22 protein-coding genes are annotated in these 22,838 nt (G+C 39.7%); 14 read left to right on the forward strand and 8 right to left on the reverse strand.

All coding sequences use genetic code 11. The features are described from left to right. Positions 1–504 precede the first annotated feature (504 nt). The gene (locus D7Z94_RS05755) at positions 505–2,880 is read right to left on the reverse strand and encodes a c-type cytochrome (protein ID WP_120710536.1); all 2,376 of its coding nucleotides are present in this window, start codon (positions 2,878–2,880) and stop codon (positions 505–507) included. A 349-nt stretch (positions 2,881–3,229) separates the two neighbouring features. Between D7Z94_RS05755 and D7Z94_RS05760 the strand changes: the two genes are divergently transcribed. Further along, positions 3,230–4,177 (forward strand): PD40 domain-containing protein, encoded by a 948-nt coding sequence (locus tag D7Z94_RS05760; RefSeq protein WP_120710537.1) that lies wholly within the window; start codon positions 3,230–3,232, stop codon positions 4,175–4,177. Between the two features lie 48 nt (positions 4,178–4,225). On the opposite strand, the gene D7Z94_RS05765 is transcribed toward D7Z94_RS05760, so the two are convergent. Genes D7Z94_RS05765 through D7Z94_RS05775 form a run of 3 tightly spaced genes read right to left on the reverse strand, consistent with a single transcriptional unit; the run spans position 4,226 to position 7,876 of the window. Further along, positions 4,226–5,593, reverse strand: a complete 1,368-nt coding sequence (locus tag D7Z94_RS05765; RefSeq protein ID WP_120710538.1) for an FAD-binding protein — start codon at positions 5,591–5,593, stop codon at positions 4,226–4,228. Between the two features lie 22 nt (positions 5,594–5,615). Beyond that, positions 5,616–6,908 carry an ADP-ribosylglycohydrolase family protein gene (locus D7Z94_RS05770; protein ID WP_245967147.1) on the reverse strand — a complete coding sequence of 431 codons (1,293 nt, stop codon included), beginning with the start codon at positions 6,906–6,908 and terminating at the stop codon, positions 5,616–5,618. Then, positions 6,905–7,876 carry a phosphotransferase gene (locus tag D7Z94_RS05775; RefSeq protein WP_120710539.1) on the reverse strand — a complete coding sequence of 324 codons (972 nt, stop codon included), beginning with the start codon at positions 7,874–7,876 and terminating at the stop codon, positions 6,905–6,907. The genes D7Z94_RS05770 and D7Z94_RS05775 overlap by 4 nt, the downstream gene beginning before the upstream one ends. A 147-nt stretch (positions 7,877–8,023) precedes the next feature. Here D7Z94_RS05775 and D7Z94_RS05780 point away from each other — a divergent pair, with 147 nt between their 5' ends. After that, the gene (locus D7Z94_RS05780) at positions 8,024–9,259 is read left to right on the forward strand and encodes a mandelate racemase/muconate lactonizing enzyme family protein (protein ID WP_120710540.1); all 1,236 of its coding nucleotides are present in this window, start codon (positions 8,024–8,026) and stop codon (positions 9,257–9,259) included. Between the two features lie 177 nt (positions 9,260–9,436). Here the strand turns inward: D7Z94_RS05780 and D7Z94_RS25755 are convergent, their stop codons facing one another. From D7Z94_RS25755 to D7Z94_RS05790, 3 genes are all read right to left on the reverse strand, one after another. After that, a complete protein-coding gene (locus D7Z94_RS25755; protein WP_170158836.1) occupies positions 9,437–9,607 on the reverse strand; it encodes a DUF6747 family protein in 171 nt (56 codons plus the stop codon). A 480-nt stretch (positions 9,608–10,087) separates the two neighbouring features. After that, positions 10,088–10,855, reverse strand: a complete 768-nt coding sequence (locus D7Z94_RS05785; RefSeq protein WP_120710541.1) for a hypothetical protein — start codon at positions 10,853–10,855, stop codon at positions 10,088–10,090. 684 nt (positions 10,856–11,539) lie between these two features. Beyond that, positions 11,540–12,397 (reverse strand): hypothetical protein, encoded by an 858-nt coding sequence (locus D7Z94_RS05790; protein ID WP_120710542.1) that lies wholly within the window; start codon positions 12,395–12,397, stop codon positions 11,540–11,542. 144 nt (positions 12,398–12,541) lie between these two features. Between D7Z94_RS05790 and D7Z94_RS25815 the strand changes: the two genes are divergently transcribed. From D7Z94_RS25815 to D7Z94_RS05840, 10 genes are all read left to right on the forward strand, one after another. Next, the gene (locus tag D7Z94_RS25815) at positions 12,542–12,874 is read left to right on the forward strand and encodes a hypothetical protein (protein ID WP_211341744.1); all 333 of its coding nucleotides are present in this window, start codon (positions 12,542–12,544) and stop codon (positions 12,872–12,874) included. Then, positions 12,847–13,107: a GNAT family N-acetyltransferase gene (locus tag D7Z94_RS26185; RefSeq protein ID WP_394347415.1), complete on the forward strand. Its 261-nt coding sequence runs from the start codon at positions 12,847–12,849 to the stop codon at positions 13,105–13,107. The genes D7Z94_RS25815 and D7Z94_RS26185 overlap by 28 nt, the downstream gene beginning before the upstream one ends. Before the next feature lie 231 nt (positions 13,108–13,338). After that, positions 13,339–13,932 carry a Crp/Fnr family transcriptional regulator gene (locus tag D7Z94_RS05805; RefSeq protein WP_120710544.1) on the forward strand — a complete coding sequence of 198 codons (594 nt, stop codon included), beginning with the start codon at positions 13,339–13,341 and terminating at the stop codon, positions 13,930–13,932. A gap of 53 nt (positions 13,933–13,985) precedes the next feature. Beyond that, on the forward strand, positions 13,986–14,636 hold the full coding sequence (locus D7Z94_RS05810; protein WP_120710545.1) for a hypothetical protein: 651 nt from the start codon (positions 13,986–13,988) through the stop codon (positions 14,634–14,636). 5 nt (positions 14,637–14,641) lie between these two features. Next, positions 14,642–15,172: an NADPH-dependent FMN reductase gene (locus D7Z94_RS05815; protein WP_120710546.1), complete on the forward strand. Its 531-nt coding sequence runs from the start codon at positions 14,642–14,644 to the stop codon at positions 15,170–15,172. Positions 15,173–15,391: 219 nt separating this feature from the next. Continuing rightward, a complete protein-coding gene (locus D7Z94_RS05820) occupies positions 15,392–15,715 on the forward strand; it encodes a hypothetical protein (RefSeq protein ID WP_147415834.1) in 324 nt (107 codons plus the stop codon). Position 15,716: 1 nt separating this feature from the next. Further along, positions 15,717–16,214, forward strand: a complete 498-nt coding sequence (locus D7Z94_RS05825) for an anthrone oxygenase family protein (protein WP_120710548.1) — start codon at positions 15,717–15,719, stop codon at positions 16,212–16,214. A 74-nt stretch (positions 16,215–16,288) separates the two neighbouring features. Next, positions 16,289–16,684: a DUF5367 family protein gene (locus tag D7Z94_RS05830; RefSeq protein WP_120710549.1), complete on the forward strand. Its 396-nt coding sequence runs from the start codon at positions 16,289–16,291 to the stop codon at positions 16,682–16,684. Between the two features lie 59 nt (positions 16,685–16,743). Then, positions 16,744–17,589 carry an NAD(P)H-binding protein gene (locus tag D7Z94_RS05835; protein ID WP_120710550.1) on the forward strand — a complete coding sequence of 282 codons (846 nt, stop codon included), beginning with the start codon at positions 16,744–16,746 and terminating at the stop codon, positions 17,587–17,589. Between the two features lie 93 nt (positions 17,590–17,682). Then, on the forward strand, positions 17,683–18,942 hold the full coding sequence (locus tag D7Z94_RS05840; RefSeq protein WP_245967148.1) for a serine hydrolase domain-containing protein: 1,260 nt from the start codon (positions 17,683–17,685) through the stop codon (positions 18,940–18,942). A gap of 694 nt (positions 18,943–19,636) precedes the next feature. Here D7Z94_RS05840 and D7Z94_RS05845 read toward each other — a convergent pair. Continuing rightward, the gene (locus D7Z94_RS05845) at positions 19,637–20,491 is read right to left on the reverse strand and encodes a helix-turn-helix domain-containing protein (protein ID WP_120710552.1); all 855 of its coding nucleotides are present in this window, start codon (positions 20,489–20,491) and stop codon (positions 19,637–19,639) included. A 511-nt stretch (positions 20,492–21,002) separates the two neighbouring features. Between D7Z94_RS05845 and D7Z94_RS05850 the strand changes: the two genes are divergently transcribed. Then, positions 21,003–22,271 carry a tyrosine-type recombinase/integrase gene (locus tag D7Z94_RS05850; protein ID WP_120710553.1) on the forward strand — a complete coding sequence of 423 codons (1,269 nt, stop codon included), beginning with the start codon at positions 21,003–21,005 and terminating at the stop codon, positions 22,269–22,271. 16 nt (positions 22,272–22,287) lie between these two features. Continuing rightward, positions 22,288–22,524, forward strand: a complete 237-nt coding sequence (locus D7Z94_RS05855) for a hypothetical protein (RefSeq protein ID WP_147415835.1) — start codon at positions 22,288–22,290, stop codon at positions 22,522–22,524. Positions 22,525–22,838: the final 314 nt, after the last annotated feature.

The raw sequence follows: 22,838 nt of genomic DNA on the forward strand, positions 1-22,838 counted from the left end.
CAACTGTACTACGATATACAATTAGGTAGTACTAAAGATAAGGGTAAAACAAAAAGGATGATATGAATAATTGATTAATAACCAGTTAAATTTTTTTGCTATTCAACCTAATAATGAAAAATAAGGAAAAATTTGCTCATTTTGACCAAACTCGAGGTCATTTTAGAAATGCGCCTTTGTTTTTGTACGTATGCCATTTTCATTGTTCTGGTGTTTTAATTGAGTCAATGCAAATCAATAATTTGCTCGTTTTGAGAATTACGATATGAATTGTAGTATTTGTGTATATTTTATTCTAAGTCATATACCTGGCACAAGTTATTTTAGGTCGATTTGCCCCATTACATGTATAGCCCCTAAAGCCTTTACCCTAGAAATGGCCAGGATATATTGGCAAGACGTTCTTTAAAAGCTTCCAAAACCACTTTGTTCTTGAACCAGGATGTGGATTTCCTTTATACTTCCGGTAGATTTGAGCTTCTTTTTAAGGGCGTTATCTAGGGCCTAGTTTTTTGGGATGTTATTTAGGGTATACCAAGCTTCCGATGACCAAAGGTTTTGGCGGTTCATACTCCGTAGTTCCGGGTTCAAATTAAATTTAACGACATGTTCTTTTTTTAATCCCGGAATCGTTAAATGGACTTTTTTTCGGTTGGCACTTACTTTTGTTTCAGAAGCCTTCAGTACTTCTAGATCCATTTTAGGCCCTCCATAGGACTTGGTAGGTTTGTACCACCATTGTTCCAACGAATAATCGGCAGGAGAATCTCCTTGTCCAATCCCCAACGGTTCCGTAAACTCGATTTCAAATCCATAGGGTTTGGATCTGATCGCCAACATTTCAAAAGTAACCTTCTCGTTATACTTCAATCTTTGGAGACCGTACCTGGTTTCATTCCATCCCCAGCCTCCGCCCATTCCAACACCACCGGCGTATAATGCACCATCAGGCCCCCTTCTTATCCGGTTAATTCCTACATTTAGTCCCTGGGTAAATCTAAATACGGCACCTTGGTATGATCCATTAACGGTCTCAAGAAAGACCCGTTTGATTCCACCATGGGTCACATCGCCGAATATCATTTGGTTCTTGTAGGGTCCGTCATACAACAAGGAGGGCTCCGATGGAGAATTGGCAATCTCATTTTGAGGCAACCATACGGCAGGAGGCACCATTTTTAAACCTTGCAACGAGTCTGGAAGCCCCCACCGCATTCCATGGAAATCGCCGGATCTTACATGTATAAATTTATTTGCGGGGAGCCATTGTCCCTGATTGTCCGTAACAAACAGTTCTTCATCCACACCTATTCCTATTCCATTGGGCGTACGAAGCCCATAAATTACCTCCTCATAGCTTCCGTCCTTTGCTATTTTAAGGGTCTTTCCGCGATCTGGAAGCGGTTTTTCATTGGACATTAACCGCATAGGCATAGAAAGATTGGCATAGAAATAACCGTCCTTATATACCAGCCCAAAAGCGAATTCGTGAAAATCCATCGATACATCGAAGCTATTGCATATGGATCTATATTCATCCGTTATCCCATCTCCATCATGGTCAATGAGCTGTGTGAGTTCTTGTTTTTGCAAAACAAATATTTCACCTTCCACAACGGCAAGTCCCAATGGTTCGGCAAGTCCCTTTGCCATGGTCTTGATTTTTATTTGGGTGCTGTCTCCCGTCTCTACACCTTCCAGAATATATACTTCTCCTTGGGGGGTCCATGATGATACCAGCAATCTGCCGTCCGGTAAGAAGGCCAGACCACCTACCTTAAATTCTATTCCTTCCAAGTTGATCGTTTGAAGGTTATAACTAGGATGGACATCGCTTAGGGATGACCCAAAACCAGGTCTTAAAACCTCCGTTTCCGTTGAATGGGGTTTGTTCACAATGGCCTTTTTCTCCAGATTTGGATTCCCATTTATGCTATCCTTATGATTCAGGGAAAGGATGTAGCTCACCATTGCTTTCAAATTGGAATCCTCAAGATTTGGGTGCGGGTTCATGACGGCTTCACCCCAGACTCCTGATCCGCCTTCCTTTATTTTCTTTACCAGTAGGTCCACTGTTATTTTATCTTCGGGATATTTTTCGGCAATTTGCTGAAATCCAGGGCCTACAGTTTTTTCCGACCATTCATGGCACGTAAAGCAATCCGAACGTTCCATCCAGTACTTCCCTAGATTTTCAGAATCTTTTGGGCCTATTGGCCGAACTTGATCGGGAATTTTTTTGAAAAAGGTTCGAGAAATAGTGGTGGTATTATTTTCCAACTTGATCGCCTTGGGTTTTGTATGCAAAGTAATGGATAGGTTTCCATCCATGCCTTGCGTCATAAACACTCTTTCCAGTCCAGGATTGCCTTGGTCATCCCTTATAAACTCTGGTCGCTCCTCTAAAAAAATAGTATCCTTTTCCGTGGTCAGTTTGTATTTCAGGTATACCTGTCCGTTTTCAAATCGATAGCCTTGAAATCGTGTTGTGACTTCCTGTTTTCTGCCGTTTTGCTCCAATAACCAGGATTCTTGTGGCGATGGGTTTAGAAAGTAATCCTTTCCCCAACTGGTGGGCTGTGCTACCTTTGTTTCCGTATAGACCGTTCCATCCCAGTTGACTCCGCCTTTCCAGGCACGGTACAGGCCACATGCATTCAGATCGTAGGCCAAATAGCATTCGGAATCCAACGCCAGGGTCAATATTCTTGGCCTCAAATCAAGAACCGATCTTAACGCCCATGGGTCAATGGGTCTATTTCCTTTTTCACGAATTTGCTCGGAAGGGGAAGAAGTACAAGAAATCAGAAAAATGCATCCTAGTAAAAAGAATGTACACTTAATAGTGATCCACTCTTTTTTTCCGCTATAATATTTCATCCTTATGCATTCATTTCAATTTAGATCATACTGATGGTATATCCAGTGATTTGATCAACTATTTCTTTTGACCCTAAGGCCTTCCCAAAAATCATTGTTTTTACCAATGCTTGTCGGAATACGATTCAAATGGTAAAAACACTTTAAAAGTATGCTAAATTCTAGTTTTGGAAAAGCCCCTTAAAACCAAGGCTTTGTGAGGCCGTTATCAAATTTTGGCATCCATGATCTCTTTGCCAAAATGCATTTATGCCCCGTTGAGGAAAAAGTTATGGCCATTATCCCCATTTTTTAAAAGTTTAACAAATTGTTATAATAGACTAGGGAAGGTGATGTCTATTTTGTGGTCATGAAAGATGCAAAAAGAAACCTCCGGCACATTATTTTTCCTATAACACTCAGCTTTTTTATGTATTCCTATGGACAGGAAGCGGACAAAATAGACCCTTTGGGCAAATATGAAAATGAGGATACTCCGGTAAAATTGTTTCCTGGTGATATCTCCGTGGATGGTATGCAATGGAACAATGCCTTTACCCAGGACCACAGGAAGATATTTTACTGCCAGCAGCTTCCGCATCGGGCGCAATTGGTTTATCAAGAGTTCAAGGGCAAGCGCTTTTTAAAGCCAGAGCCTATACCTTTTGATACCCTTTACAATTATTCCGATCCATACATTAATGCCCAAGGAGACCATTTGATTTTTATGTCCAACCTACCGCACCGCGTGGACAAGGATAGTGTAACTACCCATTTTCAATTATGGCAGTCGCATAAACTTTCAAACGGATGGAGCAATCCGGAAATCGTATTTCCCAATAATACGGGGGTAGGCTATCCATGGAGGACCAAGGATGGAACACTTTTCTATTCCTTGATGCCCCTTGATGGAACACGAAACTCGAACATCTATTTCGCGACCTATGAGGATGGGCAATATAGTACACCCGTGGCACTTCCGGACAACGTAAATTCAGTGGACAAATTTGAAGGGGATGCCTTTGTAGCGCCCAATAAGGAATACCTTATTTTTGCGGGCTTTGATCGCGAAGACAGCATGGGATTTTCGGATTTGTACATCACCTTTAATCAAGGGGGAAATACATGGAGCGATCCCAAATCGTTGGGCAAGGAAATAAACTCGGAAGGATACGACGGAAGCCCTTTCGTGACCGAAGATGGAAAGTTCTTGATTTTTACAAGCAGCAGGAACAGCCCCAATGAAAATAGTTTCTTCAACCGGTATATCGTAAAGTTTAATGTAGATGCCTATCGGGAATGCGAGCTCTTCAACTAGTTTGATTTTCGTAGCCAGCCCATCCAAGCAATACCCTGGGGTTTCCAATCAAGCCCTATAAATATTTCGATCTAAAAAAGCATTCCGAAATTTGTGTTCCGGGTCGTATTGTTCGGCAAGTTTTACGAAATCGGGCAATTTTTGATACTGCGATTTCAACTCTTCGGGCGATACCGTAAACAATTTGCCCCAATGCGGGCGGGCGTTAAATGGTTGAAGTTCTTCCTCTATCATGGTAATCAATTTACCGACTTCTTCCGGGTTTTGTTTCCAAGTGAAATGGATGGCGATGCAATCTTGCTGGTAACATGGACTCATCCAGAGGTTATCTGCAGCAATGGTCCGTATTTCGGTAATCATTAATTGGGGATGTATCAGATCCCGTTTTTTTTCCAAGGTCAATATGGCCTCCAATGCATTTTCATAGGGCACAAAAAATTCGGATTGTAACTCTTCTCCGCTACTTGGGGTGAATCTCATCTTGAAATGCGGCAAGCGGTTATACCAAGGTCCCGGTATGCCCATTTGGGCCGTGCAGTTCTCGGCAGAAAGTTCGGTTATGGGATGAAGGTCCCTTGTTGCTGCTTTTGCTCCGTAAAAATCATCGCCAAGATCGATAAGCTCTTCATCGGTTCTTCTTTTGACCCAAACTTGGCTGATTAGTTCATTTTGCCAATCTGTAAACAAGCTAACGCTATACCCACTGGAAAGAATAGCATTAAAATTATCTTTTAAAGATTGTAAAGGCAATTCTTGAAAAACATCCTGACGTACCTGAAACGTTTTTTGAATATCCAACGTTATTTTGGTTAAAATACCCAAAGCCCCAAGATGTACCACGGCGCCATTAAAAATTTCCCCGTCATTTTCTCTGCTCAGGTTTAGAATCTCACCTTTTCCATTAACAACTTCCAAGGCAGAGACACATGTTGCCAGATTTCCGTTCTTTACTCCGGAGCCATGGGTGGCGGTTGCACAAGCGCCCGCAACCGAAATATGCGGTAATGAAGCCAAATTGTGCAATGCATATCCTTTTTCATGTAATTCTGGTGCGATATCACCATATTTTGTGCCTGCACCTACGGTAACGGTCATTGCATTTTCGTCTATTGAGATTATCCCGGCAAGGCGTTTTGTGGATATTTGATTCAATGGATTGTCCGCAATGTTATTGAAGCAGTGGCAGGAACCCAAGGCCTTTTGTGTATCCAGCTTTTTGACCAATGCCTGAACCTCGGAAACTGTTTTTGGCTCAAAGAGATTTTGTGCGGTATAGGTGTAATTGCCTGCCCAATTCTTACGTTGTACTACTGTGGCAATGGCTTCTTTTTTTTCCGGTTTGCACGAGGCCATAGGCATTAAAACCGCACCCGCTGCAAAGGACGCCGTAGTTTGAATAAAATCCTTTCGTTTCATCTATATTTTTGGTTAGAATTTTTTACTGTCCTACCATTTCCCGCGCCAATTGTTCCAAATCGATACCGAGGTTTTCCCTATTCACGCGCAGCACTTCCTCTTTTAAGTTTTCGGGTAAATTGGCATATCCTTCTCTGGCCCCCATAATCATTCCGGCCACAGCCGCTACAGTATCGTTGTCCCTTCCATAGTTGACTATAAATTGTAGTGTTTTTTCAAAATCACCTCCGCCGAATTGCAATCCAGTAATCAAAATTTGCCAGATTTCCCCGGAATGGAAGGCAATGGCCCGTTCATCTTTTTCCAAAAACTGGTAGGCCATTTCTTGGCGTACCCATTTCCTTTGGCTTTCCGGGAACCCCTCGGGAACCTTAAAAACAAGGGAATCCTTGGTAATTAGGGAGTCAACCAACGGTTTTTCCTGTATGGCCAATACACTTTTAATGGAAGCATCCGCAATATTATAGGAAATACGTCCGACCAGGCGACTATCCTGATATCCATAGGGGTCGACAAAAGTTGCAGCATTCAATATGGAATCCATATTGTTGGTGCGCAGTGCCATGTGAGTAAGGACAGACACCAAAGCCGAAATGTCCTTGGCGTAGCCCAAATCAAAAAGAGCATGGTCATAGGCCATTGTATAAGCTTCTTCCGGGGTTTTGGCCGATAATCCGAACATGGGGGTATAGAGCTGGCCTGCACAGGAGAGTTCCCCGCCATAGAAACGATTTTGGGCTTTTTGGTAGTCCTCCGGACTTTTTTGATAGGCAATCGCCACTCGTGCCCATTCCTTGATCCAATCTATTTTTTCAATACGATCGTCCAGGGCATCCGTTTGGGAAAGAACGTCGGTATCCGCCAAGTTATGAGCAATGGATTCATAATAGTCCGTAATGAAACGGGCAAAGTTTTTAGGGGAGAGATCTGCACCGTGTTCCGTAAAATATTTGACCATAAAATATTTCCAACGCGTATCGTCCGTGGTTGCCCCGGCTATAAGGTTGTGCTCCCACGTGCCTTCTGGAGATTGTACCCGAACGGCGGGGGTGAGTCCGGTAATATATCCATATTTTAATTGGATATCCTTTCTATACCACATTTCAGTGGATGCTCCCATGGCATCACCAATGGCCGAACCTACTAGCGCCCCAAGTACTTTATCATAGTAAGCTTCTTTAGAGAGTTGCAAAGTATCCGAGATATAGGTCGCTTTTTTTGGGGCGGGAATATCCACATGTGACCTTTGGTCCTTGTCTTTGCAAGAGCCCAAGACCAAAAACAATACTATAAAACCATAGATTGCGTTTCTCAAACCAAGATCATTTTGTGGGCCATTTGTAAAAGATACTCTTTTTCCTCGATACTTCGAACTAAAGGCAATTGGGCCAACCCAATAAGTCTTCGCATTATCTCTATCCCCGCTACCTGGGACACCAATCTTCTATCAGCCTTGCCTTCATACTTCTCCAATATAGTATCCATATAGTCCGGTTTATGGGTTGCCAGGATAAGGTGGGCGACCATGACCCCTAGATCAAACTCTGCAAACCCTACAAATCCGAACTCTGGATCTATGACATAAAGATTATTACCTTCGGTCATCCAACTACCAGGATAGTAATCTCCATGGATTAAGGTATGCCCTTCGGAAAGGTATAGTTCGCCAATACGGCCTACCAAGGTTTTTAACCCAACATCCTTCTTATAGGACATGGAGAGCTCCTGCAGTCCGGGTTGCACATCATCCAACTGAAATCCGTTGTCCTCAAGAAAGGGTAGTACAAAAATATGTTGATGGTTTAAATACCGCATTTCCAGGTTTTTTGGGAAATCGGCCGGTACTTTTTTCTTATGGATCAAACCTAGTATAAAGACCAATTTTTCCAACGCTTTCTTGGAAAAGGATTTCTTAGTGTACATTAGGGTCATATCCTCGCAATGCCCCAAATCCTCTAGGATCATCACAAAGGTTTCCGCATCATATCCTAAAATCTTTGGAATATGGGCATTGAGAGCGCTACTTTTTACCGTTTCATAAAAGTCTCTTTCCACCTCAATACGTTCTAAGGGGGCCGCTATTTGTTGGTATTTTTGAACATAGGGGCGAGATTGTTTTAAGATAAAGGAACGTGTATTTGTACGGATGCGAAGCACAACGTTCATATTGCCCTCGCCGGGTTTTTCAGTGGATTGGATATGCTCTTCCTGCGTTATCCATTCCTTTTCTAGAAGATAATTTTGGAGCTGTGGAATAGGGGTGTCACTATCTATATTGAACAAGGCATCTTATTTTATTCCTTGCAATATAGAATTTAGCCGATTTAATATGAACCCAAATCCACAATTTTTTGAATTCGAATCGCTCATTTTTCAAAGATTGTCTAGTTTTAAGTGGTCGATGTTCAATAGCTGTTATCGAATAACTTTATGATTTCTAGACGTAAGTTTCTTAAAGCCACTGCCGCTGCTTCCATTGTTGGCGGGATACCATGGTATGGCCACTCCCTTAAAAGTTTGGCTGAAGGGAGTTCTTTGGAGGAGAAAATCACGGAATCGGTAAAACGCGCCATTATATCACCGGTAACGATAGAGGAGGTTCAGCTTTATAGCTTTGAGTCACTTTTGGTTTTAAAGGTTTCCGATACTTCTGGTTTAACGGGAGTTACTATCTGTAATGCCCGCATGCAAAAATTGGTATCACTTTTAAAGAATATGGTAGTGCCTTTCTTTGTTGGGAAGGATGCAAGGGACGTGGCTCATTTGGTAAATGGGATTCTTCGTGATGGGAGTAATTACAAATATGCGGGAATGCCCTTTTGGAACTGTGTGGGCAGTTTGGAAATAGCTATCTGGGATTTATTGGGAAACTTGGGTGAGGTTTCTGTAAATCAGTTTCTTGGCCATCCCATGCGGACGGAAGTCCCCATTTATCTTTCCAGCCTTACCCGCAGTAATTCTGCCGAAGAAGAGACGCGGAATATAGTCAAATATCAAGAACTTACCGGGGCCAGTGCGGTTAAATTGAAAGTTGGGGGACGGCTTAAGAATACACCAAGGGATAGGGAGCGTACCCAAAAATTCATCCCTATGGTGCGTAGAACCATGGGCGATGATTTTACAATCTATGCGGATGCCAACGGGTCGTATTCGATAGAAGAGGCAAAAGAGATAATCCGGTTTTTGGAGGATTACGGTGTAGAGATTTTGGAAGAACCTTGTTATTGGCAGGATTACAAATCCAATGCTGCGATAAAAAAAGAATTGACTACAATGAAATTGGCCGGTGGGGAACAAGATTCTAGCTATCATCAATTTAAGGCTATCTGTGAAGATAAGGTTTATGATATCCTTCAGCCTGATGTTTATTATAATGGGGGAATCGTAAGAGCCTTGAAGATTGCGCATATGGCAAACACGCTTAAAAAAGGTTTTGCGCCCCATTCCCCTAAAGCGGATCCGCTTTTCGCCCCATTTTCCCAATTGGCAACCGTTGCACCGGTATTGACGGGTTTTCAAGAATATCCCCTAAGAGGTTCTGAAAAACAAAAGTCATGGTTCGGCCCTAAAATCATTCCAGATAAGGGTGTACTTCCTTTGCTTAAAGGTAATGGATTGGGTATCCGTTATGATAGAGGTATATGGCCAAAGGCCCAAAAGATATAAGAAAAAAATCCTTGCCTTCTGGCAAGGATTTGTTCAAAAAGTATAAAAGAACAATATGGCAATGGATACGGTAAAGCAAAGCAACACAAAAACTACAACGGGCTGCTTCCTTATCGTTCTTTTGAACTCTTGTTGGTTATTAAAATTGATTTTCCCCAAAATCGATTTATATATGGTCTAATCAAAGGCAAAACCTGTATAGACCCTAAAGACAAATGCGTAAAGTACTACTGCCAATAGCGTAAAACTAAACCAGGCAAATGCCTTGAAATAGTTTCGTACCAAGTAGTTTCCAAAGCTTTTAAATGCTTCGAGATAAATCTCCCGTAATAGTAAAAATGTTTTCATAGTTAAAGATTTGTGATTCGCTACAAAGTTGTGTCATACAGTACTATTTCATGGACTTTATCGATGAAATGCATCATAAAATTTGTTCAATGGCAAGGACAACACCTTTAGTCGGGAAATTTGGAAATTAATCTAGGGAATCGATAATAACTCCCTTTCGGTCAATTACACAATTTTAAGGTTCTTTTGAAGCTTCAGTATGTTTGATGCTCTTCACAAGAGACATGAAACAATTGGCAAAAGATATGTAGTCTTTCAGTAAGTTCTTAAAAAGAAAGGTGGCTCATTCACGATGTGAAGATATCTTTCCAAACAAATTAATAATATTTATAATCGTGAAGCTTTTTATATATAAGTATAAGTTGTTATTTGTATATCGATTAACATCAATGTCTCAAAATAATCTAATACGCACTCATGGTATTAAAGGAGTTACCAGCGTTACATCCGCCAAAAGAAGATTAATTATGAAATTTATAATTAAAGGCACTGATAATCGAACTGTACCACGTCTTCGTCGGTGGCGGTGCCATCTGGGTTGTACTCTGTAAATTCCACGGATGCCAATTCATCGTCACCGGACCATGCCGTTATTACTAATAGCTCAAATTCCTTTACTATAGGCGCGCCGTGTATTTCTTCTCCCGTAACATCTTCGTCGAACGTCAACTTCCCGTCGATAACAATAGTGCACCTTGTTGCACACCCACCTTCAGGCAATAGAAAATAAAGTGTGGTAAGATCTGTAACCTTTGTATTGCCCTCGAAAGTACCACTAAGATCGAGTTCAGCTGGAGAATAACACATAAGCTCAACACTTACGGAAGTCTCTGTTTCTGGAAATATCTGTGCGTCAAAAGGTGTCGAAATATCGGAGAAAACACTAAAATCGAATCCAATGCTTTCACTATTGGGTACACGATGGGTAATATTCCCGTTTTCCGATACCAAAGCGATATCCTCCACCACATAATCCCCAACTGGAAGTGTAATCGGATCGAAAATGTTTACATTGTCTTCATTAACGGCAACTTCGGAAGATTTGACCCATAATAGTCCACCAGTATCCCTTAAGGTGTATTCTATCGATATAGGTTCCTCTGAGGAGCATTCGGGTAACTCGTACTTTCCAGCTACTGAGGAAAGGAAACTCGCGTCAAGGGTAAAGTACCCTTCCTGTTTCAAATTCAGCACATCGTCCTTAGTGCATCCTGTTAGAAGGATAATGAGCAATACTAGTTTTTTCATCTTTAGTGGGTTTTGGATTGTGTAAGATAGCTCATTTGGTCTTTTTGACCTCCTCTCTAGGCGGTTTTTGACTTAATTTTTTTATTAATTCTGGCTTTGGTTTTTGTTGACCATCCCTAATAGGAATCTTTTATCGTTTTGGAAATTTTTTGAAATCAGCACAAACGCAGAAATGAATAGCAATATGCACCCCGAATCTTTCTACTAGGAAACAGGAATAGGACATCTTCAGTCTAGTCAGGTTCGCTTCTTGGGCCTATAGGGGTATTTTTATATATGTATTAAAACAATAAAGTTGCTTCTTTTTCAAATAATTCATCTAAAATCAGTGACGTATCGTTCATAGTAAATTAGATCTCTCTGTTTCGAGGGGCTATCTGGTATATAGAAGGGTTTCCTAAGCGGTTCAACAAATAAATGCCCTTTTTGCCCTTGTTTTAGTATTCATGGTCGCATTTCCCGTAATTTAAACAGACTATGGAGAAGCTAATGATGTCGATTTTAGCCTTCATACTGGAAATCGACGAAAATATCGAAGAACTATATAGGGACGATGAGTTCTATAATCTCGTACTTATATGGGGCATTATCCTTTTTGTAATAGCAATGATTTTTTTAAGGGCTATATACTTGGCAATCAAGAAAAATGAATAAAAAGGACAAATCACCACTTCCAAGTATTACTCATTCGTAGTATTCTAGGGTCATGGATCTCCCTGCTTCAATAGAATTGTATTTGGTAACATTTCCATCGGAATCATATTCAAAGGAATAATTCAATGTCTCGCCACCATCGATAAGATTTAGGCAATTGTTCTTTGAAAAATAAATGTTCTGAAAAATATTCAAGTTATAGGTCCAATAGAACAAACTCTTGGTTGTCAGCCCACTAGTATCCCATTCGGTAAACACATATCGCCTTTCTGTCTGTACGCTACCGTCAGTACGATACCATAACTGGTCCCAATTGGTAAGATTGCCATTTTCATCATGGACATAGATTTTTTCCAATGTCTTTGAACCGTCCGATCTAAAAAATGTAGAGGTCTTAATCAGGTTGTCCGAAAATGTGTACTCGAATGTTAGGTCCTGAAGTATTGTCCCCGCATCCTCAAACACCTTATATGAACCACTGGCGTTAGTAGCGTTAAACCTTGTGAATATCGTCTCGATGTTCACAATACCGTTAATCGGGTAATATATTCTTTGTAGGACCCTGGACAATACACCGTCATTGTACTCCAGGTAAGTTGAATCGCGTGAGGTTTCGCTATTTGTTTTGGTTATCAGAATGAGTTCGTCCCTGTCGTTGTAGAAATAATTACTCTGACCCAAACCTGGGGCCGTGGTCTGTTTCAAAAGTTTGGCATTGAACCCATCTGCATTGTCCGTATCGTTGGGTTCCCCAGTATTATCCGTACAGGAGATAATCAATCCTAAAAAGATGGGCAACACGATTTTTGCTGTCCTGATCATTTTTATTTTATCATATTTGGTTTGAATATTGGAACAATTGGGTTCATGAGGTAGTCGTAAAATCATGCGTTAAACTTACTTTTTATTCCAATTTATATTATTAACAAATTAACCAAATTTTAACCATTCCAAGTATTGCTATCCTTCTGGCCATGGCCGAGGAGAAGTTTAAATCAGTAATTGATTCTTAATTTCCACAAAATATTTTATATGGCCACCACTTTCGTGGCTCGTGCTACTGACTTCACTTTATTCTCCAATTATTCGATTAATGATAATAATGCCTTAAGTATTGCTACCCTTGCTTTCTTTCAGAAATTCAGGGAAAGGGAAAATCAAATTTTTGATGAAGTAGGTGTACAGCCTACATTGTTTTGGAACATCAACAAGACTATTGCTCTAGGACCTTCCCTGTACTATAATAGTTTTGGAGGATTTTCAGAAAGGCTTTCGGGTATACCACTTACCCATCTACCCTTTTCTCACTTATTGGGGAAGACAAGGTTCAACTGTTCATTGGTAGACACAACGACCATTACGTAAGTTGTGGTATCTTGTTTTTAGATTCCAACAATGACTCCGGGCTGCACATGATTGGGTTAAGAAGGGACTTTCGAGGTTTAGGTTTGGGCAAGGCGATGACAGCACATTTATTGCACCATGCCGTTAAAAATAAAAGTGAAGAAATACACCTAGTGGCGTCTAAATTGGGAGCACCAATCTATCACAAACTTGGTTTTCAAAACCGAGGCTATTTAAAGTCCTACACCATTTAATACAGTAAATATGAAATATCTAGGGAAGTAGGTGTAGTGAAAATGATAACACCAAACTTTCCTTTAGCTGAAAAAAAGGAAGAACACCTTAGAAAATTCAATGTGGATGTAATTTTATGATGAAAAGTCTAATATGAGAGTACTCGGCTATACTTCTATTGCATAGCTAAATAGCCTCTTTTTAATTTCTAATAAATTCTTTAAATTGATTTCGAGCAAAAATGGTAGGAATTGAATTTTAAAGAATCACATCATCTTATACTAAACAACATATCTCGGTTCATCCATTTAACTGAGTTAGAAAAGCAGAAATACGTTTCTTTATTGACCGAAATTAGGGTGAAGAAGAAAGATTTTCTTATGCAAGCGGGCGAGATTACCAAGTATGAATACTTTATAACCAAAGGATGTTTGAAAGTATATACCTTGGATGAAGATGGTGCACCTCACATTTCAATGTTTGCTATTGAAGATTATTGGACCGGTGATATCTCTAGCTTTATGACAAAAGAGCCATCTCGGTACTATATCAAAGCAACTGAACATTCAGAACTGCTTGGAATTTCTAGAACAAATTATGATGTGCTATTTCAAGAGATTCCAAAATTTGAACGTTTTTATCGCATTTTATATCAAAGGTCATTAATAAGTTACATCAGACGCTCAAACCATGGAATATCTTTAACGGCCGAGGAAAGATATATCATTTTTAAAAAGAAATATCCGCAAATCATAAATAGAATTACTCAAAAAGATTTGGCTGCTTATATTGGGATTACACCAGAATTTATGAGTAAAATTATTTCAAAAGTCAATCGGATGTAAAAGTCTTAAACTAGTTCATTTTTTTTCACGCTCTCCAATTGGAATTTTGAAGTGTGAAAAAATTAAGAATCATATCGGTATCATCAATAATTGGTTTTGTAAGCACTTTACAAGCACAATTTACCCAATTAGAACTGTTTTTAGGTTTTGAGAAAACAGACTTCACTTTATTCTCCAATTATTCGATTAATGATAATAATGCCTTAAGTATTGCTACCCTTGCTTTCTTTCAGAAATTCAGGGAAAGGGAAAATCAAATTTTTGATGAAGTAGGTGTACAGCCTACATTTTTTTGGAACATCAACAAGATTATTGCTCTAGGACCTTCCCTGTACTATAATAGTTTTGGAGGATTTTCAGAAAGGCTTTCGGGTAAGTTCATACTACAAAATTCGAGAACTTTTCTGGTGGTCATTCCTACCATAGCATATTCAGAAAAGAAAGATGCGGGCCTCGGCGAAATATTTACCCAATTTCAAATACAAAAACAACTAAGTAAAAAAGTTTCTCTGTGGTTGAATGGGCAGTTCTTGACCGTCTGGGATAAGTTCAAATCTCATTCAAGAAGCTTTCAGCAACTACGTTTAGGCGCATCTTATAAAGGCCATCAAATTGGGCTTGGGTTAGACTTTGACCAATACGGCGTTGAACCAATAACACAATTAAACTTCGGATTGTTTTACCGTAAAAATTTAAAAAACTAAATAGTATGAAAAAAGTAGTCACCATTGCAGGTAGCAACAGCCAAAAATCCATCAACAAATTGCTTATAGCATATGTTGCCAATCTCTTGAAAGAGGTAGAAATTGTAACTATAGATTTAAATGATTATATCCTCCCCATATATGGAGTTGATTTTGAAGCGGAGAATGGCGTACCCACTGCGGTAAAAAGATTGGATAAAATCATTGATTCAGCCGATGCCTTTATCATATCATTAGCAGAGCATAATGGCTCTTATACTGCAGTGTTTAAAAATACTTTGGATTGGCTATCACGATTAGATATGAAAGTTTGGAAAGAAAAACCTATGTTGCTTATGGCGACTTCACCGGGAGCAAGAGGAGGAGCAACTATTCTAGAATCAGCAACTACTTCTTTTCCATTTCTAGGAGCAAAAATCATGGAGACGTATTCGCTGCCGTCTTTTTATGACAATTTTAAAGAAGGCCAAGTTATTAATGAGCACTTTAGAAAAGAATTGAAAGATAAGATAGCAGTATTTTCTAAGCAGCTATAATCATAACTATTGAGGCAAGTCTGAAGAAATTCGTTTGGAAATAGTTTCTGGATACTACCCCTTAAATCCAAGTATTTAGAGTTCAATTTTCACCAAATGCACTTCTCGAACAAATCATACTTCCGCTCGAATAAATGATTGGAGGTATATCTGCGCAATTTTGTCTCATCATAATCAAAGAATCATACGATGATGACGGCACTAACAAAATTTACGATCATGCTTACCCTCTCCCTTTTAGGAGAAAACAGCAATGAGAAAGACTTCGCGCAAACCTATGCCCCAATTAAATCGGATAACCCAATAGTAAAAGATTCAACCCAAACAAGGGCGTTTGAGATTCTTGCCAATAAGTGCAATGTCTGCCACGTAAATCGTAATCGCAGACGTGTTTTTACCGAAGACAATATGAACGACTGGTCAAATAGCGTGTACAAACAGGTATTCATTAAAAAGCGAATGCCCAAAGGCAAGAAAATCAAACTCACGAGCGAAGAGTATCAAAATTTATTAACCTGGATATCGTCCACAAAAAACAAATAAAATGGAAATCAACTTTAAAATCGTTGTATTGCTAACGGGCATCTTGTTTACCGGACTTACGGCAGGATTGTGTTTTACATGGTCAAACGCCATAACACCGGGCATAGGCAGACTCGATGATTTAGGCTTCTTGCAATCGTTTCAAGCAATGAACCGCGAAATCATTAACAGCAGTTTTCTAATCGCCTTTTTTGGACCGGCAATACTGCTATTCATTAATGCTTTTTTGCACCAAAATGCACACCCAACCACGTTTTGGTCATATCTGATAGCAGCTATTCTTTTCTTTATCGGTATCGGCTTGATTACAGTATTCAAAAATGTACCCCTCAATGAAATACTTGACAAAACGGTGCTGGAAAACCTTTCGGCCATTGAGCTTAAAGAGTTGAGAACCAAATTTGAGCAGCCTTGGAACCGCTGGCACATACAGCGTACCATTGCCTCTTTTACATCCTTTGCGCTATTGTTAATAGGATTGATTTATTCAAAATTTTAATGCTTTTCTGCCTTTGTCCGCAGGCTGGCGAGAAAGCGGAAAACAAACAATAAACCATTAAAAAACAAACAGTTATGAAATATTTAAGAGCAATTGGTATTGGGATTATCATCTGGATTATTGGGGTGAGCATATACAATATATCCTTCTTCATGCCCATTTTAGAAAACCCGGTACAACAAGCAAACACTGCCTTATTTATTGCCGTAGTGCCATTGGTTTGGCTTGGAGCATTGCAGTATTACAAAAAGGATAATCATACCCAAGGATATTGGGTTGGACTAACGTTCTTTTTGATTGCAGGCATTCTAGATGCGATGATAACGGTACCCCTGTTTATTATGCCGAATGGAGGTTCACATTATGAATTCTTTACAGATCCGGGCTTTTGGCTGATAGGCGTTGAGTTTATAGCCATTGCTACGCTGTATTGGTATGCCAAAGTACATACTAAATTTTCAAACGGTTAAATCAAAAAAGGCTTCAAGAGTTGAAGCATAGTTATTTATCAATTTAAAATCATATACAAATGAAAGCAGAAAACATCTTAGTAATCGGAGGAACAGGTAAAACAGGAAAACGAGTAGTTCAAAACTTAGAAGTATTAGGCCACAACGTGCGAATAGGTTCACGCAGTGCATCACCAGCATTCGATTGGCATCAGCCAGAAGGTTGGGCACAAGCCTTAGAAGGAATGGACAAAGTGTACATTACCTATCAGCCTGATTTGGCCGTGCCTGGAGCGTTACGATCTATTGAACAATTGGTCAAGGAGTCTAAGAGAGCCAACGTGAAAAAACTGGTCATTCTTTCTGGTAAGGGAGAACGTGAAGCGCAACTTTGTGAGCAGGTTATCATTCATTCAGGATTGGACTACACCATTGTTCGGGCAAGCTGGTTTAACCAGAATTTTAACGAAAACTTTTTGCTAGAACCCGTTTTGGAGGGTATGGTAGCATTACCACAAGCTGAAGCGCAAATTCCTTGGGTTGATGCCGACGATATCGCAGCCGTGGCTACCAAAGCCTTGACAGATGACGAACACAATGGAAAAATCTATCAACTTACTGGTTCACGTACGCTAACCTTTCGGGAAGCTGTTGCAGAAATTGCCAAAGCAAGCAATAGAGAAATACAGTTTATCCCAGTTTCCATTCAAGAATATGGTGAAGGTATGCGAAAGGCCGGTGTACCAGGAGATTTTGTTTGGCTTATTGAATACCTCTTTACCGAAGTACTGGGCAATCCTAAATTGGCCGAAGTGACCAATGACATCGAAAAAATATTGGGCAGAAAACCCATCGATTTTAGCGATTATGCTGCTAAAGTTGCGGCAACAGGTGTTTGGAACGTCGCAGTATCACAGGCGAACTAATCAATTGACAAAAGCTCCGGTAAACGAGGATGTGTTTTCGGAGCTTTTAAAGATTTTTTCTAAATCGTAATCAACCCTTCTAAAATAAACATCATGAAAAGATTTTTGAAATATACGGCATTAACGGTCATGATACTTATCATTTGGGTAGCAGCAATTTTCATAAGTATGGACAAAGGCTGGTGGCATACCCCATTTACCCAAGATAAAATGCCTAATGAGTTTATTGCTTCTGTGCAAGAGGAATTGCAAAATGAGTTTGTGGGAACTATGGCCATTGCACTATTTAAAGGCGGTAAACTAGCAGAGGAATCCTTTTATTCCAATGATAAACCTGCGGATAGGAACACAGTTTTCCAAGTAGCCTCACTCTCAAAATTTGTTTCTGCGATTGGTGTAATGAAACTTGTGGAGGATGGGAAGTTGAATTTGGATGCACCCGTAAGTCGCTATCTCACAAGGTGGCGATTACCTCATAGTGATTTTGACAATACTAAAGTTACGGTAAGGAGATTGTTGAGCCATACTGCGGGTTTAACAGACGGACTAGGGTATGCAGGTTTTAAGAACCCTAAGGATGTTCAGTCTTTGGAAGCATCACTTAACAAAGCCATAGATGCAGACCCAGGTAGCGATGGCAGAATACTAATAGGGGTTGAACCTGGAAGTGAGTGGCGCTACTCCGGTGGTGGATTTACCGTATTGCAACTCATGGTTGAAGAAGTAAGCGGACAATCCTTTGACTCTTATATGCAAAGCGAAATTTTTGAACCGCTACAGATGCATTCATCTTTTTACCAATGGGATGAAAATTTTCAGGATAGATTATGCGATTTCTATGAAACGGATGGTTCAAAAGCAGCACAGCGGTATTATACAGCACAGGCTGCAAGTGCACTATACACAAGTTTAGCAGACCTAGAAAAACTCTTCCATCTTTTTGATGAAGACAATGTTAATCAAAAACCGGTATCACCGGAATTCCAAAAATTAATGTGGCAAGTGGAGGCAGAAACGCTTGGAACACCCATCTACGGATTGGGAACCTTCCTCTATACAGAATTGGAGAACGGTGGGTTCGTAATAGGTCATGATGGAAAAAACAATCCCCCCATCAATACCGCTTTTAGATACAATCCAGTGGCAAAAGATGGCATTATAATGTTGACAACAGGAAGTACAAATTTTGCCACGAGAATCGCCAGCGACTGGGTATTTCTACAAACGGGGAAAGTGGATGCGCTTTTGTTTACGATGCAACAGGGCAAAATGATTCAGATAATGGCCATTGGTTCATTCTTCATTTTAATTCTAGTCGCATCCATTGCCTTTGTTCGTAGAACAGGTAAATAGCTATCAAATGAACAAAATGATGGTATCCTATCCTTTAATCAAACCAAAATACTATTGGTCTCTTGTTAATTTAGGTGGTTTTTTCAATAACGGTCACATCACTATTACAATTTATTTATGAGCCTGAAAATCTTGTGTCAGCGAGTATGGCCGAACGATTTAACACGTTGCTCTTACTGGTAGTTGGTGGGATCGTGTTACCCATATTTGAAGAAATAACGTTTAGACTGTCATTTAAATTTAATCCGATTTACTTTGCCTTAATCACTGGTGGATTTATGTATTATGTGCTCACTTAAGCCATTCTTAAAAGTCGGTTGTCTCTAGTGGATGATACTTTTTGGTGCAGAGTAATCAGTGCCATCATTGTTGTGTTGATTGCTTATGCCGTGTGTAGCGGAAAACCGTCAAAGCAATAGTACAGCGGTTTTGGGAGAAGCACTTTAAAATGATATATTATTTATCCTGTCTAAGTTTCGCTTGCCTACACATTTTTAATTTTGAATTAAACTTGGTTAACCTTTTGTGGTTGCCCATAGTAACACTACCTCAATTATTCAGTGCAACTACGGCGGGGTACACGCGGATAGGTTTTGGTTTTCAATACCCTCTTCTGGTGCATGTGTTCACCAATATATTCTTTATCAGTCTAACATTTTTACCCTTGGACTAATAGGGTAGCTACTTAGGTATTCTATTTAATTTGGCTTGGGCGATAGCCAAATTTTTTCGCGAAAGCGTTTGAGAATGAACTTAGACTGTCATAACCCACTTGCCACGCCGCTTCCTGCACGGTAGCCTCATTTTCACTGATGAGTTTGTGGGCTGAAGCAAGCCTTTCGTTTTGAAGATATTTGAAGACGGGAACGCCAAAAATAGCCTTAAATTCTTTCTTAAGTCTGGTAGTATTGAATCCAATGGCTTTAGAAAGCTCTGAAAGTGAGGGTGGATTCTCCAAATTTTCCAAAAGAATATCCTTTGCCTTATTTAATTGTTCTCGATGACGCGGTTTTGAGGCTTCTTCCTGTTTTAAGGCAAGTTGACCAAAGAAATGGGATAGCAAGGCCGTAATCTGACTTCGGAAAAACATCATTTTAGTCTTACCAGAATAACTGTTTGAAAAAAAGGCATCGACGATATTTTCCATTTCAGGTGTCATAAAAAAACTAGGGCCTTCTACATAATGGTCTTTAGGGTTAACCAATTCTTCCAGTAGGTCCGAAAATAAATCACCTTCTTGATTTGGTAGTTGTTCCAGCTTACTTAGCTTCGTTGCCACGACGATACATTTCAAGTTCTTATTTGGGCTAACTGTATGTTCAAATTCTACCTTTTCGTCTGCATAAAATGACAGGGACAGACCTTTGGTATATTGAAAATTCTTCTGCTTTTCACCATATTTAACGGCTAAATCTACATTACCCGAACCGTAGAAAGCAACAGCAACTATGGGTTCATCAAAGTAACACGCATCCACTTCTATTTTGGCAGAATCTGCTTCTTCCACCAAAATTACGAAGTCATTAATATGGATAAAATCACGGGTCATTTATGGTTTTAAATTTAAGAAAAATAACAATGAAGTAAACAGAAAAATAGGTCTGCACTGTCGGCCATTAAGGCCAAATCAATTCAATTGAGGGACCCAAATTTGATTTTTCGTTTATCAAACAAGTACGTAATTGGTCTAAATGAGTAGGCGATAACGATGGAACTTTGTATTTTTAAGTAGTCAGAAAAGTTCATTTTTCTTCAAAGTTCATTACAAGCACCCTCTGGAGCACCCTGCTAAAAACAGAAAACTCGCAACGCTACTTTTTATAGTATGTTACGAGTTTTTTCTGTGGTACCTCCAGTACCACTATATTTCGAAAAGAGAAATAGACCTAACCTCGATAAACATTATTGAAAACCCTTTAAAAACAAAGGGAAATCGGACTATTTTCGTGTTTAGGTATTTGAACTTGTTTGTATGAATTTCATCTAATTTGTGTCCAACCGTACAAAAACCGTACAAAAAATTTTATCTTAGCTCCGTTAATAGAGTAAAACCTAATTGCATGGCGACCGTAAACTATCTATATCGTTCTACAAAAGATGAGGCGACCATCAACGTTAGATTATTGTTCAGGTTCAACGGGGAAGATTCCGTAATCGGTGGCAAGACCCGTTTAAAGGTTTCCCGTAATTATTGGGAAACAACGCATAAGAAAACCTTGCGGGCCATAAGGGAAGTCAGCCAACGGAACGCCTATAACGAAGTCAACCAACATTTGACCGATTTAGAGGCTCATATACTTGATGAGTTTCATTTGTCAGACCCCTCTACTGTAAATAAAGAATGGCTAAAAGATGTCATCAACAAATATTATGACCCCGAAGAAGGGAGGCCGCAAACAAGGATGCCTAGGGACATTGTCAATTACATAGAATACTACCTTGACAAAAAAAAGAACGATATAAGCGTTATGAGTGCAAGGCGTATCAGGGTCGTAAAGCACAAGATGCAGAGAATGGAGGAATATCTAGGGAGGACTTTGTTGATTAAGGATGTAAATGAGGATTTCAAAAAGGAATTTCAGGATTATTACATAAAGGAAAGATATAGCCCCAATACCCAACAACGGGAACTAAAGACCCTAAAATCCATCTGCTACCATGCCATGTACAACGGATTGGAAACACATCCCCATCTAAAGACCCTGCAATTAAAGTTGCACGATGTACAACATATCTACCTCAACTTTGAAGAGATTGAAAGGATTGCCGACCTTAAACTATCCAATGAATACTTGGATAACGCTAGGGATTGGTTAATCATATCCTGTTATACCGGGCAAAGGGTAAGCGATTTTTTGCGCTTTACCAAGGATATGATACGAACCGAAAAGGGTAAGCACCTTTTGGAGTTCAAGCAAAAGAAAACGGGCAAGCTAATGACCATTCCCGTACTGAAAGAGGTAATGGATGTCCTAGGTAAAAGGGGCGGAGATTTTCCTAGGGCCATCAGCGACCAAAAATACAATGACTACATAAAGGATGTTGCCAAGGCGGCAGGACTGGGTAACCTTTGTACCGGAAAACGACGTGTAAACATCAAACCGAACGCCAAAAAGGGAAGTTACCGGGATATTGTAGGGGATTATCCTAAATGGCAGTTGGTCAGTTCCCACATCGGGAGGCGTTCCTTTGCCACTAACTTCTATGGAAAGGTGCCTACTTCGGTTCTAATAGGTATAACCGGACATAGTTCTGAAAGCCAATTTTTGAACTATATACAAAAGAGTAACCAGCAATCGGCCATAGATGCCTACAAATATTTTAATTAATCTTAAATCAATGGATATGAATGCAAATGCAAGAATCAGAATAGAGGAAAAAATAACAGGACTGTTGGACAAGGTATTTGAAGGCGAGGGAAATCAGGAGCTTAACGTTGCCATGGACTTGGCAGTATTGGAATATGATAACCGGAATGAGATAATACCTATTCTAAAAGCTGTATTCGATAGCTGTGATAGCGTTGATGAGGTTTTGATGGGATGGGCTAATATCCTTGATGATTTCGCCGACGTAGCTTAATAGAATCTTTAAATAATAACTTAATCTAAACTCCCAAGAAGGGAGTTTTTTTTTGTCTTAATATAAATCAAACCATTCCTATGGTATGCATTTTTATCATGCAGTTGGTTGATAAATCCTTAAAAATCAGTTTTATTTAGGTTGAATGCAGTCATATATTTGTATCTGTAATTTGGAAAGCCTTATCTACGAATAGGCAAATGCTAAATTACTTCCCCGGCTACCAATAGCGTAGGCCACAGAGGATACTATTTCTCTCAATTTATTGGGATTGACCGTAGTTACAGGCGGCAAAAAATCAACGTTAAACATGG

Source organism: Ulvibacterium marinum, assembly GCF_003626755.1.
Classification (GTDB): domain Bacteria; phylum Bacteroidota; class Bacteroidia; order Flavobacteriales; family Flavobacteriaceae; genus Ulvibacterium; species Ulvibacterium marinum.

Bases quoted from the DNA above. Each gene is read 5' to 3' on its own strand.
- D7Z94_RS05755 (WP_120710536.1), bottom strand. From the start codon at position 2,880: ATGAAATATTATAGCGGAAAAAAAGAGTGGATCACTATTAAGTGTACA.
- D7Z94_RS05760 (WP_120710537.1), top strand. From the start codon at position 3,230: ATGAAAGATGCAAAAAGAAACCTCCGGCACATTATTTTTCCTATAACA.
- D7Z94_RS05765 (WP_120710538.1), bottom strand. From the start codon at position 5,593: ATGAAACGAAAGGATTTTATTCAAACTACGGCGTCCTTTGCAGCGGGT.
- D7Z94_RS05780 (WP_120710540.1), top strand. From the start codon at position 8,024: ATGATTTCTAGACGTAAGTTTCTTAAAGCCACTGCCGCTGCTTCCATT.
- D7Z94_RS25755 (WP_170158836.1), bottom strand. From the start codon at position 9,607: ATGAAAACATTTTTACTATTACGGGAGATTTATCTCGAAGCATTTAAA.
- D7Z94_RS05785 (WP_120710541.1), bottom strand. From the start codon at position 10,855: ATGAAAAAACTAGTATTGCTCATTATCCTTCTAACAGGATGCACTAAG.
- D7Z94_RS05790 (WP_120710542.1), bottom strand. From the start codon at position 12,397: ATGATTTTACGACTACCTCATGAACCCAATTGTTCCAATATTCAAACC.
- D7Z94_RS25815 (WP_211341744.1), top strand. From the start codon at position 12,542: ATGGCCACCACTTTCGTGGCTCGTGCTACTGACTTCACTTTATTCTCC.
- D7Z94_RS05815 (WP_120710546.1), top strand. From the start codon at position 14,642: ATGAAAAAAGTAGTCACCATTGCAGGTAGCAACAGCCAAAAATCCATC.
- D7Z94_RS05820 (WP_147415834.1), top strand. From the start codon at position 15,392: ATGCTTACCCTCTCCCTTTTAGGAGAAAACAGCAATGAGAAAGACTTC.
- D7Z94_RS05825 (WP_120710548.1), top strand. From the start codon at position 15,717: ATGGAAATCAACTTTAAAATCGTTGTATTGCTAACGGGCATCTTGTTT.
- D7Z94_RS05830 (WP_120710549.1), top strand. From the start codon at position 16,289: ATGAAATATTTAAGAGCAATTGGTATTGGGATTATCATCTGGATTATT.
- D7Z94_RS05835 (WP_120710550.1), top strand. From the start codon at position 16,744: ATGAAAGCAGAAAACATCTTAGTAATCGGAGGAACAGGTAAAACAGGA.
- D7Z94_RS05840 (WP_245967148.1), top strand. From the start codon at position 17,683: ATGAAAAGATTTTTGAAATATACGGCATTAACGGTCATGATACTTATC.
- D7Z94_RS05845 (WP_120710552.1), bottom strand. From the start codon at position 20,491: ATGACCCGTGATTTTATCCATATTAATGACTTCGTAATTTTGGTGGAA.
- D7Z94_RS05850 (WP_120710553.1), top strand. From the start codon at position 21,003: ATGGCGACCGTAAACTATCTATATCGTTCTACAAAAGATGAGGCGACC.
- D7Z94_RS05855 (WP_147415835.1), top strand. From the start codon at position 22,288: ATGAATGCAAATGCAAGAATCAGAATAGAGGAAAAAATAACAGGACTG.